We start from the raw sequence: 15,569 nt of genomic DNA, 5'->3' as shown, positions 1-15,569 counted from the left end.
CACCCCTACCATTGAAACCACCGCTGCCCTGCCCCATCTAAGCTGCATACTTCCTTATGCAGGTGCCCCATGAGCGACCAGCAAGACGTCCCTGATTACGACCTGAACGACTACGCCGACCCCGAAAACGCTGAAACTTCGTCCAACACCGGCCTGGCCCTGCCTGGGCAAAACCTGCCGGACAAGGTCTACATCATCCCGATCCACAACCGGCCGTTTTTCCCGGCGCAGGTGTTGCCGGTCATCGTCAATGAAGAACCCTGGGCCGAAACCCTGGAACTGGTGAGCAAATCCGATCACCATTCCCTCGCCCTGTTTTTCATGGATACACCGCCCGAAGACCCGCGCCACTTCGACACCTCTGCCCTGCCGCTGTACGGCACCCTGGTCAAGGTGCACCACGCCAGCCGCGAAAACGGCAAGCTGCAATTCGTGGCCCAGGGCCTGACGCGCGTGCGCATCAAGACCTGGCTCAAGCACCACCGCCCACCGTACCTGGTGGAGGTCGAATACCCGCACCAGCCGAGCGAGCCGACCGACGAGGTCAAGGCCTACGGCATGGCGCTGATCAATGCGATCAAGGAACTGCTGCCGCTCAACCCGCTGTACAGCGAAGAGCTGAAGAACTACCTCAACCGCTTCAGCCCCAACGACCCGTCACCGCTCACCGACTTCGCCGCTGCGCTGACCTCGGCCACCGGTAACGAGCTGCAGGAAGTGCTCGATTGCGTGCCCATGCTCAAGCGCATGGAAAAAGTTTTGCCGATGCTGCGCAAGGAAGTCGAAGTTGCGCGCCTGCAGAAAGAACTCTCCGCCGAAGTGAACCGCAAGATCGGCGAACATCAGCGCGAGTTCTTCCTCAAGGAACAGCTCAAGGTCATCCAGCAAGAGCTGGGCCTGACCAAGGACGACCGCAGCGCCGATGTCGAACAATTCGAGCAGCGACTGGTGGGCAAGACGCTGCCGGCCCAGGCGCAGAAACGTATCGATGAAGAACTCAACAAGCTGTCGATCCTCGAAACCGGCTCGCCGGAATACGCCGTCACCCGCAACTACCTGGACTGGGCCACCTCGGTACCGTGGGGCGTGTATGGCGAAGACAAACTCGACCTGAAACATGCGCGCAAGGTGTTGGATAAACATCATGCGGGCCTGGACGACATCAAGAGCCGCATCCTCGAGTTCCTCGCGGTAGGCGCCTATAAAGGTGAAGTCGCCGGTTCCATCGTGCTGCTGGTGGGCCCGCCGGGCGTGGGCAAGACCAGCGTCGGTAAATCCATCGCCGAGTCCCTGGGGCGGCCGTTCTACCGTTTCAGTGTCGGCGGCATGCGCGACGAGGCCGAGATAAAGGGCCACCGCCGCACCTACATCGGCGCGCTGCCGGGCAAGCTGGTGCAGGCGCTCAAGGATGTGGAGGTGATGAACCCGGTGATCATGCTCGACGAAATCGACAAGATGGGCCAGAGCTTCCAGGGCGACCCGGCCTCGGCGCTGCTGGAAACCCTCGATCCCGAGCAGAACGTCGAATTCCTCGACCACTACCTGGACCTGCGCCTGGACCTGTCCAAGGTGCTGTTCGTGTGCACCGCCAACACCCTGGACTCGATCCCCGGCCCGTTGCTCGACCGCATGGAAGTGATTCGCCTGTCGGGCTATATCACTGAAGAAAAAGTCGCCATCGCCAAGCGCCACCTGTGGCCCAAGCAGCTGGAAAAAGCCGGCGTGGCAAAAACCAGCCTGAGCATCAGTGATGGCGCCTTGCGTGCGTTGATCGATGGCTATGCGCGGGAAGCCGGCGTGCGTCAGTTGGAGAAACAACTGGGCAAACTGGTGCGCAAGGCAGTGGTCAAGCTGCTGGATGAGCCGGACTCGGTGATCAAGATCGGGAACAAGGACCTGGAAGCGTCCCTGGGCATGCCGGTGTTTCGCAATGAACAAGTGCTGTCGGGCACCGGCGTGATTACCGGCCTGGCCTGGACCAGCATGGGTGGCGCGACCTTGCCGATCGAAGCGACGCGCATCCACACGCTCAATCGCGGCTTCAAGCTCACCGGGCAACTGGGTGACGTGATGAAGGAATCCGCAGAAATCGCCTACAGCTTCATCAGCTCCAACCTGAAGTCGTTTGGCGGTGATCCGAAGTTCTTCGATGAAGCCTTCGTCCATTTGCACGTACCGGAAGGCGCCACGCCAAAAGACGGACCGAGTGCGGGCGTGACCATGGCCAGCGCGCTGCTGTCGCTGGCACGCAACCAGCCGCCGAAAAAAGGCGTGGCGATGACCGGCGAACTGACGTTGACCGGGCATGTGCTGCCGATTGGCGGCGTGCGTGAGAAGGTGATTGCGGCGCGGCGCCAGAAGATTCACGAGTTGATCTTGCCGGAGCCCAACCGTGGCAGCTTTGAAGAGCTGCCGGAGTACCTGAAAGAAGGCATGACGGTGCACTTTGCCAAGCGCTTTGCGGATGTGGCCAAAGTGTTGTTCTGACAGTTATGTAGTGCCTGAGCTGGCGCTATCGGGGGCAAGCCCCCTCCCACACTTTGATTTGTGAATGCCTTCAAGTGTGGGAGGGGGCTTGCTCCCGATGAGGCCAGACCTGCCAACACACCCCCCTCCTGTCACACCTTGTCTCATCTTCGGTTATGCTCGCCCTTCGTCGTGTACAACCGGAGCCCCCATGACCGTTGCCCGCCTGTTTCTCCCCTTGAGCCTTGCCCTGCTGGCCGCATGCGCCAGCGCGCCGAAGCAAAACATCAGCGTGGATGACCAGAGCGCCTGCCCGCTCCAGCTCACTTCCGGTCAGAACCTGATCCTCACCCTGCCCAGCAACCCCACCACCGGCTACCGCTGGGCCATCCAGGATTCCGCCGGCGGCGTGTTGCGGGCGCTGAGCCCGGAGGTGTACAGCAGCAGCGAATCCGGCGTGATTGGTGGCGGCGGCCAGTCCACCTGGCGTTTCCATGCCTTTACCGCCGGGCAAGGCCGTTTGCGCTTGACCTCCCAGCAACCATGGGAGCCGGAGGCCGAACCCGCCCAGACGTTCGACTGCGCCATTACGGTGAACTGACGGGCTGACCTTAGCCGCTGCCGGCCCTCGGCTTTCCATCAGACAACCCGCGCATCCGCGGGCCAAGTTGGCTAAAATGCCGGCCTTTCCTTCCTCGTCGCCGGAACAACCGTGAGCAAAGAACCCGATCGCCTATTCGCCCAGCCCCTGCCCCAGGTGCCGGACTTCGCCTTTAACGAAGACGTGGTGCGGGTGTTCCCGGACATGATCAAGCGCTCGGTGCCCGGTTACCCGACCATCGTTGAAAACCTCGGCGTGCTCGCCGCCCAGTTCGCCCAACCGGGCAGTGTGCTGTATGACCTGGGCTCGTCTCTGGGCGCCGTGACCCAGGCCCTGCGCCGCCATGTGCGTACCGACGGTTGCCGGGTAATCGCGGTGGATAACTCGACGGCGATGGTCGAACGCTGCCGCGAATACCTCAATGGCCAGGATTCGATGTTCCAGGAATTGCTGCCGGTGGAGGTGATCGAGGGCGATATCCTCGCCCTGCACTTCCAGCCGGCCTCGGTGGTCGCGCTGAACTTCACCCTGCAATTCATCGCCCCCGATGAACGCCTGGCGTTGCTCGGGCGCATCCGTCAGTCGCTGCTGCCGGGCGGTGCACTGATCCTCTCGGAAAAGCTGCGCTTCAACGATGCCCAGGAACAGGCGCTGCTGACCGACCTGCATATCGCGTTCAAACGCGCCAACGGCTACAGCGAGCTGGAAATCGCCCAGAAGCGCAGCGCCATCGAAAACGTCATGAAGCCCGACAGCCTCGAAGAACACCGCGAACGCCTGCTGGCGGCCGGGTTCTCGAAAGTCGTGCCGTGGTTCCAGTGTCTTAACTTTGCCTCGTTGATTGCCTTGCCATGATTGATTTGTCTCCCCTCGCCCGCCATCTGGTCGGCACTCCCTTGGCCGTGTGGGCCCAGGGCCTGCAAGCGCAGCTCGATAGCAAAATGGAAAAAGGCCATGGCGACCTGGAGCGCTGGCAAAGTGCATTGGACGCGCTGCCGAAGATCCAGCCCAGCCACGTCGACTTGCTCACAGGCCTGGTGTTGGACACTGAATGCGATGACGCCACCCGTGCGCAAATGCACACCGCACTGATGGGCCTGAGCCCGTGGCGCAAGGGGCCGTTCCACCTGTTCGGCGTGCATGTGGACACCGAATGGCGCTCGGACTGGAAGTGGTCGCGGGTGGCGCCGCACCTGGATTTGAACGGCAAGCGCATCCTCGATGTGGGCTGCGGCAACGGCTACTACATGTGGCGCATGCTCGGCGCCGGCGCCGACAGCGTGATTGGCGTCGACCCGAACTGGCTGTTTTTCTGCCAGTTCCAGGCGGTGCAGCGGTACCTGTCAGCACCCAGGGCCTGGCACCTGCCGTTCCCGTTCGAAGACCTGCCGGCGAACCTTGAAGGCTTCGACACGGTGTTTTCCATGGGCGTGTTCTATCACCGTCGTTCGCCGATCGAACATCTGCTGGCGCTGAAAGACACCCTGGTCAAGGGCGGCGAACTGGTACTGGAAACCCTGGTGGTGGAAGGCGACCAGCAACAAGTGCTGGTACCGGAAGACCGCTACGCGCAGATGCGTAACGTATGGTTCCTGCCCTCGGTCCCGGCATTGATGCTCTGGCTGCGCCGCGCTGGTTTCAGTGATGTGCGTTGCGTGGATGTGAGCGTGACCACGGTGGAGGAACAGCGTGGGACAGCTTGGATGAAATATCAGTCGCTGAGTGATTTTCTCGATTCAGAAGATCCCAGCAAGACGATTGAGGGGCTGCCGGCGCCGATGCGGGCGGTGATCATCGCCAGAAAGTAACCCGATCTCCCTGAAACAACATGGATCTAAATGTGGGAGGGGGCTTGCTCCCGATAGCAGTGTGTCAGTCAGCATGGTTGTAGCTGACCCACCGCCATCGGGAGCAAGCCCCCTCCCACATTTGATCTCCAGTGTTCTTTAGAGCGGTGGCTTGGCTCGGCGGGCCTTGAAGAACTCGCTCAATACCGTTCCACACTCTTCAGCCAGCACCCCACCCTCAAACAACACCCGATGGTTCAGAAAGCCCTGGGTAAAAAACTGCCCCTGGCTCTGCACAATCCCGGCCTTGGGCTCCAGCGCGCCATACACCACCCGTGCAACCCGCGAATGCACGATCAGGCCGGCGCACATGCTGCACGGCTCCAACGTCACATACAGCGTGCTGCGCACCAGGCGATAGTTGCTGATCGCTTGCGCAGCGGCGCGGATGGCGACCATCTCGGCATGCGCGCTGGGGTCATTGCCGCTGATCGGGCAGTTGAAACCGCGGCCAATGATCTCACCGTTTTGCACCAGGACCGCGCCCACCGGCACTTCACCCAGCGCCGCGCCCTGGGCGGCAAGTGCCAGGGCTTCGCGCATGAAGGTTTGGTCGCGGCTGCGGTCGATGATCGCCGGGCGAATCTGGCGCATCACACCACCTCGATGGCGGCCATCAAGCCGGTTTCCATATGGTCGATCACATGGCAGTGGAACATCCACACCCCCGGGTTATCCGCCACCAACGCCACGCGGGCGCGTTCGTTCTTGCCCAGCAGATAGGTGTCGGTGAAATACGGGATGACCTTGTGGCGGTTCGAGGCAATCACCTTGAAACTCATGCCGTGCAGGTGGATCGGGTGCTGGTACTGAGTCATGTTCTTCAATTCGAAAATATAGCTCTTGCCCTTCTCCAACTTGGCGATCGGGCGGTCGGCGCAGGTTTTGTCGGTGATGTCCCAGGCCTGGCCGTTGATCTGCCACAAGCTTGGTGGCTTGCCGTTGTCGAGGTTGACCGACACCGAGCCGACCCACTCGAAATTGAAGTTGAGTTTCTCTGCATTGGCCAGGTCCGGTTCGGCAACCGGGTTGGGCGGCAATGCGGGCGGCCATTCGCTCGGCGCGTCGGTATTGGCCACCGAGCGGAACGTACCCAGACGCACCGGGCCATTGCGGATCGACAGCTCTTCGCCTGCCGGCGGCGCCTTGATCGCCAGGCAAATACGCATGCCAGGGCCCAGCCAGTATTCCTTGCCCAGCGGGCGCGGCTCGATGGGGTTGCCGTCCAGCGCGTAGATCTGCGCTTCGACATCCGGGATGTTGAGGCGATAAGTCAGGGTGTTGTCGAGGTTGAGCAGGCGCACTCGGGTGATCTGCCCGGCCGGCAGGTCGATCACCGCCTGGGCCACGCCGTTGATGGTGGACAGACGCCCTGCCGTACCGCCACGCGCCGCCTCGCGGGGAATACTGAACGCCACGAAGGCGCCCTCTTCGTCCACGTGCCAGCTTTTCAGGCTGAGGGTGCGCTCGTGCTTGAAACCGGTGGGCTCGCGCTCTTCGATGATCAACGGCCCGACCAGGCCACGGCCGAGTTCTTCGCTGCTGTTCACATGGGGGTGGTACCAGTAGCTTCCGGCGTCGGGCACGCGGAACTTGTAATCGAAGTATTCCCCTGGCAATACCGGCAATTGCGAGACGTAGGGCACGCCGTCCATTTCCAGCGGCAGGCGGATGCCATGCCAGTGGATGGTGGTGGCGACCGGCAGGTGGTTGATAAAGCGCACCCGCAGCCATTCGCCCTGGCGTACGCGCAGCTCGGTGCCCGGCGCAGAGGGGCCGAACGCCCAGGCTTGGGTGGTGTGGCCCGGCACCAGCTCCACATCGAGCGGCGCGGCGATCAGTTGGTAGTCGCTTCCTGCGTTGGCATCGGCAACCTTGCCCAGCCAGTAGCGATAGGCGCCACCGGCGCCCACACCTACGACGGCCAGGCCAGCAAGGCCACCGAGGATCTGTCGACGGGAAAACGATTGGGACACAACAACCTCACGTATCTGTCGCAGGCCAGGGCCCGCAAAGGGCAGATACGATACACCTGCGCGGGCTAAACAGTAAGGGTTCGCATTGCCGCATGGTGCAATTCTACAATTCACTGGGGTCCCAATGTGGGAGGGGGCTTGCTCCCGATAGCAGGGTGTCAGTCAGTACATATATTGACTGATCCACCGCTATCGGGAGCAAGCCCCCTCCCACATTGGATTTGCATTGTTTTCTAGTGCTTGGCGGCGGCCAGAATCAGGGCTTTCATCTCGGCCACGGCGCCTTTGAACCCGACGAACAGCGCATGAGCCACCAGCGCGTGCCCGATGTTCAGTTCGTTGATGCCCTTGATCGCGGCCACGGCTTCGACGTTGTGGTAGTGCAGGCCATGGCCGGCGTTGACGATCAGGCCTTCAGTGAGGCCGCAGTTCACACCGTCGATGATGCGTTGCAGCTCCTCGGCCACTTCGGTCGGCGTGGTGGCATCGGCGTAGCGGCCGGTGTGCAGTTCGATCGCCGGCGCGCCGACGCGGCGCGAGGCTTCGATCTGGCGCTCGTCGGCGTCGATGAATAGCGACACTTCGCTGCCGATCTTCGACAGGCGCTCCACCGCTGCCTTGATCCGCACTTCCTGGCCGGCCACGTCGAGGCCGCCTTCGGTGGTCAGTTCCTGGCGGGTTTCCGGCACCAGGCAAATGTGCGCCGGGCGGATGCGCTCGGCGAACGCCATCATTTCTTCGGTGACGCCCATTTCGAAGTTCATGCGGGTCTGCAGCACGTCCTTGAGCAGCAGCACGTCGCGCTCCTGGATGTGGCGGCGGTCTTCGCGCAGGTGCACGGTGATGCCGTCGGCACCCGCTTCTTCGGCGTCCAGCGCAGCCTTGACCGGGTCAGGGTAACGGGTGCCCCGGGCCTGGCGCAGGGTGGCGACGTGGTCGATGTTGACGCCAAGAAGAATGCGATTGCTGGTGCTCACGGAAGCGCTCCTGAAAAGGGAAAGAATCGGTGCACAGCATACACGGGGATGTCAGGGCTTTCGAAACAACTCGCGACTGACCAGCGGCCGTCCGCCCAGGTGCACGGCCAGGGCCTGGCGCATCAGACGCTTGGCGGCGGACAAGGCGCCGGGGGCGGTCCAGTCCGCCTCACTCATGGCCAACAGTTCGGTGCCCTGGAACAGACCGGGTTGCAACAAGTACACACGCTCGAGGCCTGCGTCTACTTGCAGGCGGTACATGCCGTCGGCGGCGACGGGATCACCGTGCAGGTCGTTGTGCAGTTCAAAACCGTAGCCCAGGTCATCCAGCAGGCGCCATTCGAAGGCGCGCAGCAGCGGCTCCAGGGGACGGCCTTCAGCGAGGGCGAGCAAGGTGGCGGCGTAGTGATCGAAGACCGCCGGGTGCGGGTCTTCGGCGGGCAACAGGCGGATCAGCAGCTCATTGAGATAGAGCCCGCTGAACAGCGCATCGCCATTGAGCCAGGCAGAGGTGCCAACGCTTTCCAGGCGGCCCACGTTCTTCAACTCGCCCTTGCCGCGAAACTCCACGTCCAGCGCCACGAAGGGCCGCGCCAACGTACCGGCCTTGCCCCGCGCACTGCGCAAAACCGCGCGCAGGCGACCTTGAGGCGTGAGGAAGTCCACCAGCGCGCTGGTCTCACGGTAGGCGCGGCTGTGCAGGACGTAGGCGAGCTGGCTGGGGGGTGGGGTTGGGGACATGGGTTCTCGATCTTGAAAACAACATAAACCTAATGTGGGAGGGGGCTTGCTCCCGATGGCGGTGGGTCAGTTAACACATAAGTGACTGACAGACTGCCATCGGGAGCAAGCCCCCTCCCACATTTTTTTCCCTGCGGTGTGCTTACAGGTCGCCGTAACCGAGGGAGCGCAACGCACGCTCATCATCAGACCAGCCACCCTTAACCTTCACCCACAGGTTAAGCATGATCTTGGAGTCGAACAGCAATTCCATGTCCTTGCGCGCCTCGGTGCCGATGCGCTTGATGCGCTCGCCCTTGTCGCCAATGATGATTTTCTTCTGGCCGTCACGCTCAACGAGGATCAAGGCATGGATGTGCAGGGTTTTGCCCTGCTGCTTGAACTCTTCGATTTCAACGGTGATCTGGTACGGCAGCTCGGCGCCCATCTGGCGCATGATTTTCTCGCGCACCAGTTCGGCGGCAAGGAAGCGGCTACTGCGGTCGGTGATCTGGTCTTCCGGGAAGAAATGCTCGTTCTCCGGCAGGTAGCCGGCGATCACGCGTTCCAGGGCTTCGAGGTTGTGGCCGTGCTGCGCCGAGATCGGCATGATCTGGGCGTTTGGCAGTTGTTCCTGCAGCCAGCTCAGGTGCGGCATCAGCTCGGCTTTGTCTTCGATGCGGTCGGTCTTGTTCAGCGCGACGATCAAGGGGCCGGTGACGTACTGCACACGCTCGAGGACCATCTGGTCTTCGTCGGTCCACTTGGTGCGGTCAACCACGAAGATCACCACGTCGACGTCTTTCAACGCCGCCGAAGCGGTCTTGTTCATGTAGCGGTTAAGCGCCTTTTCGCCGCCTTTGTGCATGCCAGGGGTATCCACATAGACCGCTTGCACGTTGCCTTCGGTCTTGATGCCCAGCATGTTGTGGCGGGTGGTCTGCGGCTTGCGCGAGGTGATCGCGAGCTTCTGGCCGAGGATGTGGTTCAGCAGCGTGGACTTGCCCACGTTCGGGCGGCCGACGATGGCAACATAGCCACAGCGTGTTGCGGTTGAATCAGTCATGGCCATTCTCCACGCCCAGGGCAATCAGTGCTGCAGCGGCCGCTACCTGTTCGGCAATACGACGGCTCACACCCTGACCTCGGCTTTTTTCGTTCAGTAAGGTGATTTCACATTCCACGAAGAACACGCGGCAATGCGGCTCACCCTGGATATCCACCACTTCGTAGCGTGGCAGTTCGCAACCGCGCGATTGCAGGTATTCCTGCAGGCGAGTCTTGGGATCTTTGTTGGTGTCGACCAGCGTCAGGCTCTCGATTTCCGACGCCAACCAGGCGACCACGCGCTCCTTGGCCGTTTCCATCCCGGCATCGAGGTAGATCGCACCGATCAATGCTTCCAGGGCATCAGCCAGGATCGACTCGCGCCGGAAACCGCCGCTTTTCAATTCACCGGAGCCCAGCCGCAGGTACTCGCCCAGGCCGAAACCTCGGGCCAGCACGGCCAGGGTCTCGCCCTTCACAAGGCGTGCACGCAGGCGCGAAAGCTGGCCTTCACGGGCCTGGGGAAAACGCTCGAAGAGCGCCTCACCGGCGGCGAAGTTGAGGATGGCGTCACCGAGGAATTCCAGGCGCTCGTTATTGCGCCCTGCAAAGCTGCGGTGTGTGAGGGCAAGAACCATCAATTCCTGGTCCTTGAAGGTGTAGCCGAGCTGACGCTCGAGACGACTGAGAGAAACGGTCACGGTTTATCCATATCTAGTTGGTGGCACCGGCGGCCATCGACGATTGACGCAGTGTTCAAATTCAAATCCTGATGGGTGCTGCGGGGCAGCGGAAAATGTCCAAGCCCCAGAAAAGCATTCGGCGCTGTGTTCACAGCGCCGCTTGTATTACTTGATCAGCCCTACCCGCGAGAAGTTCGGCAGGTGGCTGAGCTTGGGTTCCGGCCAACTCATCCAGACCGCGAAGGCTTTGCCGACAATATTCTCGTCGGGCACCATGCCCAGCAGGTCCTTGGGAATACTGGGGTCGTCCCAGTAGCGGCTGTCATTGGAGTTGTCGCGGTTGTCGCCCATCATGAAATAGTGCCCGGCAGGCACTTTCCACTGACCATCGGGCATCGCGCGGTAGCGGCTCATTTCCTTGCGGATCTGGTGCTCGACCGTACCGAGTTTTTCCTGGTACAGCTCGGCGCTGCCCAAGGTATTCGGCTCGGCGCCCAGCAGTTTCTCGGCCACCGACTCACCGTTGACGAACAGGCGCTTGTCACTGGTGTAGCGGATAACGTCGCCCGGCAGGCCGACCACCCGCTTGATGTAGTTGACGTTCGGGTCGCTTGGGTAGCGGAACACCATCACATCACCGCGCTGGGGGTCACCGACTTCGATGACCTTCTTGTCGATCACCGGCAAGCGGATCCCGTAGGAAAACTTGTTCACCAGGATGAAGTCGCCCACGTCCAGGGTAGGTTTCATCGACCCCGACGGAATCTGGAACGGCTCCACCAGGAACGAACGCAGCACCAGCACGATGAACAACACCGGGAAGAACGACTTGCCGTATTCAACCAGCAAGGGCTCCTTGTTCAGCTTCTCGACCACCACCGCATCGGGCTGGCTGACGCTGCCCTGATAGGAGGCGATAGCCGCCCGCCGACGCGGGGCGAAGAACACCAGATCGAGCAACGCCAGGAGGCCGCAAACGGCGACGGCGATGACCAGCAACAGCGGGAAATTTAGTGACATAGGACCTAACTATCCAACCTGAGCACCGCAAGGAAGGCTTCTTGTGGAATTTCCACGTTGCCCACTTGCTTCATGCGTTTTTTACCGGCCTTTTGCTTCTCAAGCAGCTTGCGCTTACGGCTTACGTCACCGCCGTAGCATTTGGCCAGTACGTTCTTTCTGAGTGCCTTGACGGAGGTCCGCGCAATGATCTGCCCGCCGATGGCGGCCTGGATCGCGACGTCGAACATCTGGCGCGGAATCAGTTCTTTCATCTTCTCGGTCAACTGGCGACCTTTGTAGTGCGCATTGTCCTTGTGCACGATCAATGCCAGGGCATCGACCTTGTCGCCGTTGATCAGCACATCCAGTTTCACCAGATTAGCCGATTGGTAACGATCGAAATGGTAATCCAGCGAAGCATAGCCGCGGCTGGTGGATTTGAGACGGTCGAAGAAGTCCAGGACCACTTCGTTCATCGGCAAATCGTAGGTCACTTGCACCTGGGTACCGAGGAACAACATGTCGTGCTGCACGCCACGTTTTTCGATACACAGGGTGATGACGTTGCCCAGGTGTTCCTGCGGAACCAGGATATTGGCCCGCACGATCGGCTCGCGCATATCTTCGATGGAAGACAGATCTGGAAGCTTGGACGGGTTGTCGACGTAAATCGTTTCACCGGTTTTCAGCGCCAGCTCGAAAATAACCGTTGGCGCGGTGGTGATCAGGTCCAGGTCGTACTCGCGCTCCAGGCGCTCCTGGATGATCTCCATGTGCAGCATGCCCAGGAACCCGCAACGGAAACCGAAGCCCAGGGCGTCGGAGCTTTCCGGGGTGTACTGCAGGGACGAGTCGTTGAGGGTCAGCTTCTGCAGGGCTTCGCGGAAGTCTTCGAAGTCGTCGGAACTGACCGGGAACAGGCCGGCGTAGACCTGCGGCTGAATGCGCTTGAAGCCCGGCAGCACGTCGACATCGGGGGTTGAACTCAAGGTCAGGGTGTCACCTACCGGCGCGCCGTGAATGTCCTTGATACCCGCGATGATGAAGCCCACTTCGCCGGCTTTCAGGTCCGTGGTGGCCGTGTGCTTGGGGTTGAACACACCGACGCTGTCCACCAGGTGGATCTTGCCGGTGGATTTGACCAGGATCTTGTCGCCCTTCTTCACGCGGCCGTGGCGTACGCGCACCAGGGACACGACGCCCAGGTAGTTGTCGAACCAGGAATCGATGATCAACGCCTGCAGCGGATCTTCGTAGTTACCGGTAGGGGCCGGAATGGTCTTGACCAGGCGCTCGAGCACTTCGTCGACGCCAAGGCCGGTCTTGGCGCTGCACTCGACGGCGTCGGTGGCGTCAATGCCGATGATTTTCTCGATTTCTTCTTTTACGCGGTCCGGATCGGCCTGGGGCAGGTCGATCTTGTTCAGCACCGGCATGACCTCCAGGCCCTGCTCGATGGCGGTATAGCAGTTGGCTACGGACTGAGCCTCGACGCCCTGGCCGGCGTCGACCACCAGCAAGGCACCTTCACAGGCCGCCAGCGAGCGGCTGACTTCGTAGGTGAAGTCAACATGGCCGGGGGTGTCAATGAAGTTCAGCTGGTACTTGATACCGTCTTTGGCGGTGTAGTACAGGGTGACGCTATGGGCCTTGATGGTGATCCCGCGTTCACGCTCGAGGTCCATGGAGTCCAGGACCTGGGCTTCCATCTCACGCTCGGCAAGGCCGCCGCACATCTGGATGAATCGATCGGCCAGCGTCGACTTGCCATGGTCAATGTGGGCGATGATGGAGAAATTGCGGATATGACTCAAATCACTCACGGATCAACACTCAAAAAGGCTGCAGGCAGATTGCCCGCTGAAAAATAGCCGGGAATTGTACCTGATGCTCAGGCCAGACGTCATCTTTGCTGACCAGAACAAAAATGCCCCGCTGGGATAAGCGGGGCATTTTTTATGCATAAGCGCGCAATCAACCGGCTCGGCGCAACAACCAGAACCCGGCCACGGCGCAGATAAACGTCGGCACCAGCACTGCAAACAGCGGCGAGAAGCCAAATACCAGGCTCGACGGCCCCAGCAGGTCCTGGGCGATGCGGAAGGTGAAGCCCACCAGCACGCCGGTGAATACCCGCTGGCCGAGGGTCACGGAACGCAACGGGCCGAAGATAAAGGAGATCGCCATCAATACCAGCGCGGCGGTGACCACCGGCTGCAGCACCTTGACCCAGAACGCCAGCCAGTAGCGACCATTGTTCAGGCCCTGGTCCTTGAGGTAGTGGATGTAGCTCCACAGCCCCGAGATCGGCAGGGTTTCCGGGACCATGATCACGGTATTGAGCAGTTCCGGCTTGAGCGCGATGTCCCATGCCTGGGTGGGCTCATTGACCACTTCGGTACTGGCCTTGATGCCTTGGCCCACGTTATGGAAGAGCGTGGTGGTGACGTCGCTCAGTTGCCATTTTTCACCGTCATACTGCGCGCGCTTGGCGAAACTGGAGCTGAGCATGTGCCGCTCCTTGTCGAACGTGTAGCGCGTCACCCCGACCAACAGCCCACCTGGCTGCACGGCGTTGATGTGGATGAACTGGTCACCCTGGCGGTGCCACAGGCCGTGCTTGGAACTTTGCGCATCGCCCGAACCCTGGGCCAGGGCGCGATTGGCCTGGGCGGTGGCTTCGGACGGTGGCGCGACGTATTCGCCGATCAGCACGCTGCACGCCATCAGCAGCAGCATTGGCTTCATCACAGCCCAGACGATACGCCCGATGGACACGCCCGCCGCGCGCATGATGGTCAATTCGCTGTTGCTGGCCAGGGTGCCCAGGCCGATCAAGCAGCCGATCAGGCCGGCCATCGGCATCATGTCGTAGAGCCGGCGCGGCGCGGTCAGCGCCACGAAGCTCAGCACGTCGGTGACCGTGTAGGTATCGGTGACGTTGCCCACTTCGTCGATGAACGCAAACAGCGAGGCCAGGCCCAGGATGATGCCCAATACCGCCAGAATGGCGATCAGTACGCTGCTACCAATGTAGCGATCGAGCTTAGCCACGAGCCAACTCCTTCAGGCCACGACGGCTCTTCATTTTCAAACGGATAGGCTCCCAGTAGAGAAGCCCCAGGCCGATCACCAGGAAAATCCCGTGGACCCACCACAGGCCCAGGGCGGGCGGAATCTTGCCCTTTTCCAGGGAGCCACGGGCGGAAATCAGAATGGTCAGGTACGCCATATACAACAGGATCGCCGGCAGCAGCTTGAGAAAACGGCCCTGACGCGGGTTGACGCGCGACAGCGGCACGGCCATCAAGGTCACGATGAATACCAGCAGCGGCAGCGACAGGCGCCATTGCAGCTCGGCGATCGAGCGCAGCTCCTGACTACCGAACAGTGATGCGGTCGGGAGCGCATCGCGGTCGGTGACCTCGTCGCTGATCTCGGGTTTGGGCAGCATGACGCCGTAGGTGTCGTACTTGATCACACGGTAATCGGCCAACCCCGGGCTGCCATCGTAGCGATAGCCGTTGTCCAGGATCAGGTAGCGGCTGCCGTCGGGGCGCACTTCCTGGCGGCCGCCGTCGGCCACCAGGATCGAGATGCCCCGATCTTTCTGGTCCTTGCCGAGGTTTTTCTGGGAAATGAACACGCCGCTCAGGTTGGAACGGTCTTCGGTCATTTCTTCGGTATAGGTCACGCGCGTGCCGTCGTTGAGCGCCTGGAAGCGCCCGGGTTCGAGGGTGTCGAACTCGGTCATCGCGTCCTGCTTGTTCAGCAACAGCTGGAACTGCATGGCCCCCTGAGGCGCCAGGCTCAGGCTCAACCAAGCCACCAACAGGGCAACGCCGGCGGCCGGCACCATGGTCATGGCCAGCAGGCGCTGCTGGCTCATGCCGGTGGCCGACAGCACGGTCATCTCGCTTTCGAGATACAGCCGGCCATATGCCAGCAGGATGCCAAGGAACAGGCCGAGCGGCAGGATCAGTTGCAAGAAGCCCGGCAGGCGAAAGCCCATGATCAGGAACAAAGAGCCCGGATCCAGGGCGCCCGAGGCGGCCTGCGCAAGGAATTTGACGAAACGACCACTCATGATGATGACCAGCAATACCGCACTCACGGCACTCAGGGTCAACAGGACTTCGCGGGATAGATAACGGAAGACGATCAAACCAGACACTCCAGGGTTGTCAGGCTAAGGCGGCCAAACAAGCAAGCATACCGAGTCGACCCGTTTGCGCGGGCCGGCTAAAAAG

14 protein-coding genes are annotated in these 15,569 nt (G+C 61.3%); 4 read left to right on the top strand and 10 right to left on the bottom strand.

What is annotated here, in order from left to right:
- Window positions 1-69 precede the first annotated feature (69 nt).
- The 4 genes from lon (at window position 70) to cmoB (ending at window position 4,875) form a co-directional block, all read left to right on the top strand.
- Complete coding sequence (gene lon, locus C4J93_RS05380) at window positions 70-2,487, top strand: endopeptidase La (protein WP_124428771.1); 2,418 nt, start codon at window positions 70-72, stop codon at window positions 2,485-2,487.
- Window positions 2,488-2,677: 190 nt separating this feature from the next.
- Entirely contained in the window at window positions 2,678-3,067 is a 390-nt protein-coding gene (locus tag C4J93_RS05375) for a protease inhibitor I42 family protein (RefSeq protein ID WP_124428770.1), read from the top strand.
- Between the two features lie 111 nt (window positions 3,068-3,178).
- On the top strand, window positions 3,179-3,922 hold the full coding sequence (gene cmoA, locus C4J93_RS05370; protein ID WP_124365955.1) for a carboxy-S-adenosyl-L-methionine synthase CmoA: 744 nt from the start codon (window positions 3,179-3,181) through the stop codon (window positions 3,920-3,922).
- The gene (cmoB, locus tag C4J93_RS05365; RefSeq protein ID WP_124428769.1) at window positions 3,919-4,875 is read left to right on the top strand and encodes a tRNA 5-methoxyuridine(34)/uridine 5-oxyacetic acid(34) synthase CmoB; all 957 of its coding nucleotides are present in this window, start codon (window positions 3,919-3,921) and stop codon (window positions 4,873-4,875) included. Before cmoA ends, cmoB begins: the two co-directional genes overlap by 4 nt.
- Window positions 4,876-5,013: 138 nt before the next feature.
- On the opposite strand, the gene tadA is transcribed toward cmoB, so the two are convergent.
- The 10 genes from tadA to lptF all read right to left on the bottom strand — a co-directional run bounded on the left by tadA (window position 5,014) and on the right by lptF (window position 15,484).
- A complete protein-coding gene (tadA, locus tag C4J93_RS05360; RefSeq protein ID WP_124369760.1) occupies window positions 5,014-5,508 on the bottom strand; it encodes a tRNA adenosine(34) deaminase TadA in 495 nt (164 codons plus the stop codon).
- Window positions 5,508-6,890: a multicopper oxidase family protein gene (locus C4J93_RS05355; protein WP_124428768.1), complete on the bottom strand. Its 1,383-nt coding sequence runs from the start codon at window positions 6,888-6,890 to the stop codon at window positions 5,508-5,510. The genes tadA and C4J93_RS05355 overlap by 1 nt, the downstream gene beginning before the upstream one ends.
- A gap of 233 nt (window positions 6,891-7,123) precedes the next feature.
- Window positions 7,124-7,867 carry a pyridoxine 5'-phosphate synthase gene (pdxJ, locus tag C4J93_RS05350; RefSeq protein WP_124428767.1) on the bottom strand — a complete coding sequence of 248 codons (744 nt, stop codon included), beginning with the start codon at window positions 7,865-7,867 and terminating at the stop codon, window positions 7,124-7,126.
- Between the two features lie 51 nt (window positions 7,868-7,918).
- Entirely contained in the window at window positions 7,919-8,608 is a 690-nt protein-coding gene (gene recO, locus C4J93_RS05345; protein WP_124361446.1) for a DNA repair protein RecO, read from the bottom strand.
- Between the two features lie 142 nt (window positions 8,609-8,750).
- Complete coding sequence (gene era / locus C4J93_RS05340; protein WP_029297473.1) at window positions 8,751-9,653, bottom strand: GTPase Era; 903 nt, start codon at window positions 9,651-9,653, stop codon at window positions 8,751-8,753.
- Complete coding sequence (rnc, locus tag C4J93_RS05335) at window positions 9,646-10,335, bottom strand: ribonuclease III (protein WP_003188856.1); 690 nt, start codon at window positions 10,333-10,335, stop codon at window positions 9,646-9,648. The genes era and rnc overlap by 8 nt, the downstream gene beginning before the upstream one ends.
- Window positions 10,336-10,482: 147 nt before the next feature.
- Window positions 10,483-11,337 (bottom strand): signal peptidase I, encoded by an 855-nt coding sequence (gene lepB, locus C4J93_RS05330; protein WP_124369757.1) that lies wholly within the window; start codon window positions 11,335-11,337, stop codon window positions 10,483-10,485.
- Window positions 11,338-11,342: 5 nt separating this feature from the next.
- Entirely contained in the window at window positions 11,343-13,142 is a 1,800-nt protein-coding gene (gene lepA, locus C4J93_RS05325) for a translation elongation factor 4 (RefSeq protein WP_003210439.1), read from the bottom strand.
- A gap of 151 nt (window positions 13,143-13,293) precedes the next feature.
- Entirely contained in the window at window positions 13,294-14,373 is a 1,080-nt protein-coding gene (lptG, locus tag C4J93_RS05320; RefSeq protein WP_124428766.1) for an LPS export ABC transporter permease LptG, read from the bottom strand.
- Window positions 14,366-15,484: an LPS export ABC transporter permease LptF gene (gene lptF, locus C4J93_RS05315; RefSeq protein WP_124428765.1), complete on the bottom strand. Its 1,119-nt coding sequence runs from the start codon at window positions 15,482-15,484 to the stop codon at window positions 14,366-14,368. The genes lptG and lptF overlap by 8 nt, the downstream gene beginning before the upstream one ends.
- Window positions 15,485-15,569: the final 85 nt, after the last annotated feature.

The organism is Pseudomonas sp. R2-37-08W, from assembly GCF_003851705.1.
Taxonomy (GTDB): domain Bacteria; phylum Pseudomonadota; class Gammaproteobacteria; order Pseudomonadales; family Pseudomonadaceae; genus Aquipseudomonas.
The sequence above is the reverse complement of the archived record's forward strand: the minus strand, read 5'-3'. Positions and strand labels throughout refer to the sequence as shown.

Bases quoted from the DNA above. Each gene is read 5' to 3' on its own strand.
- lon (WP_124428771.1), top strand. From the start codon at position 70: ATGAGCGACCAGCAAGACGTCCCTGATTACGACCTGAACGACTACGCC.
- C4J93_RS05375 (WP_124428770.1), top strand. From the start codon at position 2,678: ATGACCGTTGCCCGCCTGTTTCTCCCCTTGAGCCTTGCCCTGCTGGCC.
- cmoB (WP_124428769.1), top strand. From the start codon at position 3,919: ATGATTGATTTGTCTCCCCTCGCCCGCCATCTGGTCGGCACTCCCTTG.
- tadA (WP_124369760.1), bottom strand. From the start codon at position 5,508: ATGCGCCAGATTCGCCCGGCGATCATCGACCGCAGCCGCGACCAAACC.
- recO (WP_124361446.1), bottom strand. From the start codon at position 8,608: ATGTCCCCAACCCCACCCCCCAGCCAGCTCGCCTACGTCCTGCACAGC.
- era (WP_029297473.1), bottom strand. From the start codon at position 9,653: ATGACTGATTCAACCGCAACACGCTGTGGCTATGTTGCCATCGTCGGC.
- lepB (WP_124369757.1), bottom strand. From the start codon at position 11,337: ATGTCACTAAATTTCCCGCTGTTGCTGGTCATCGCCGTCGCCGTTTGC.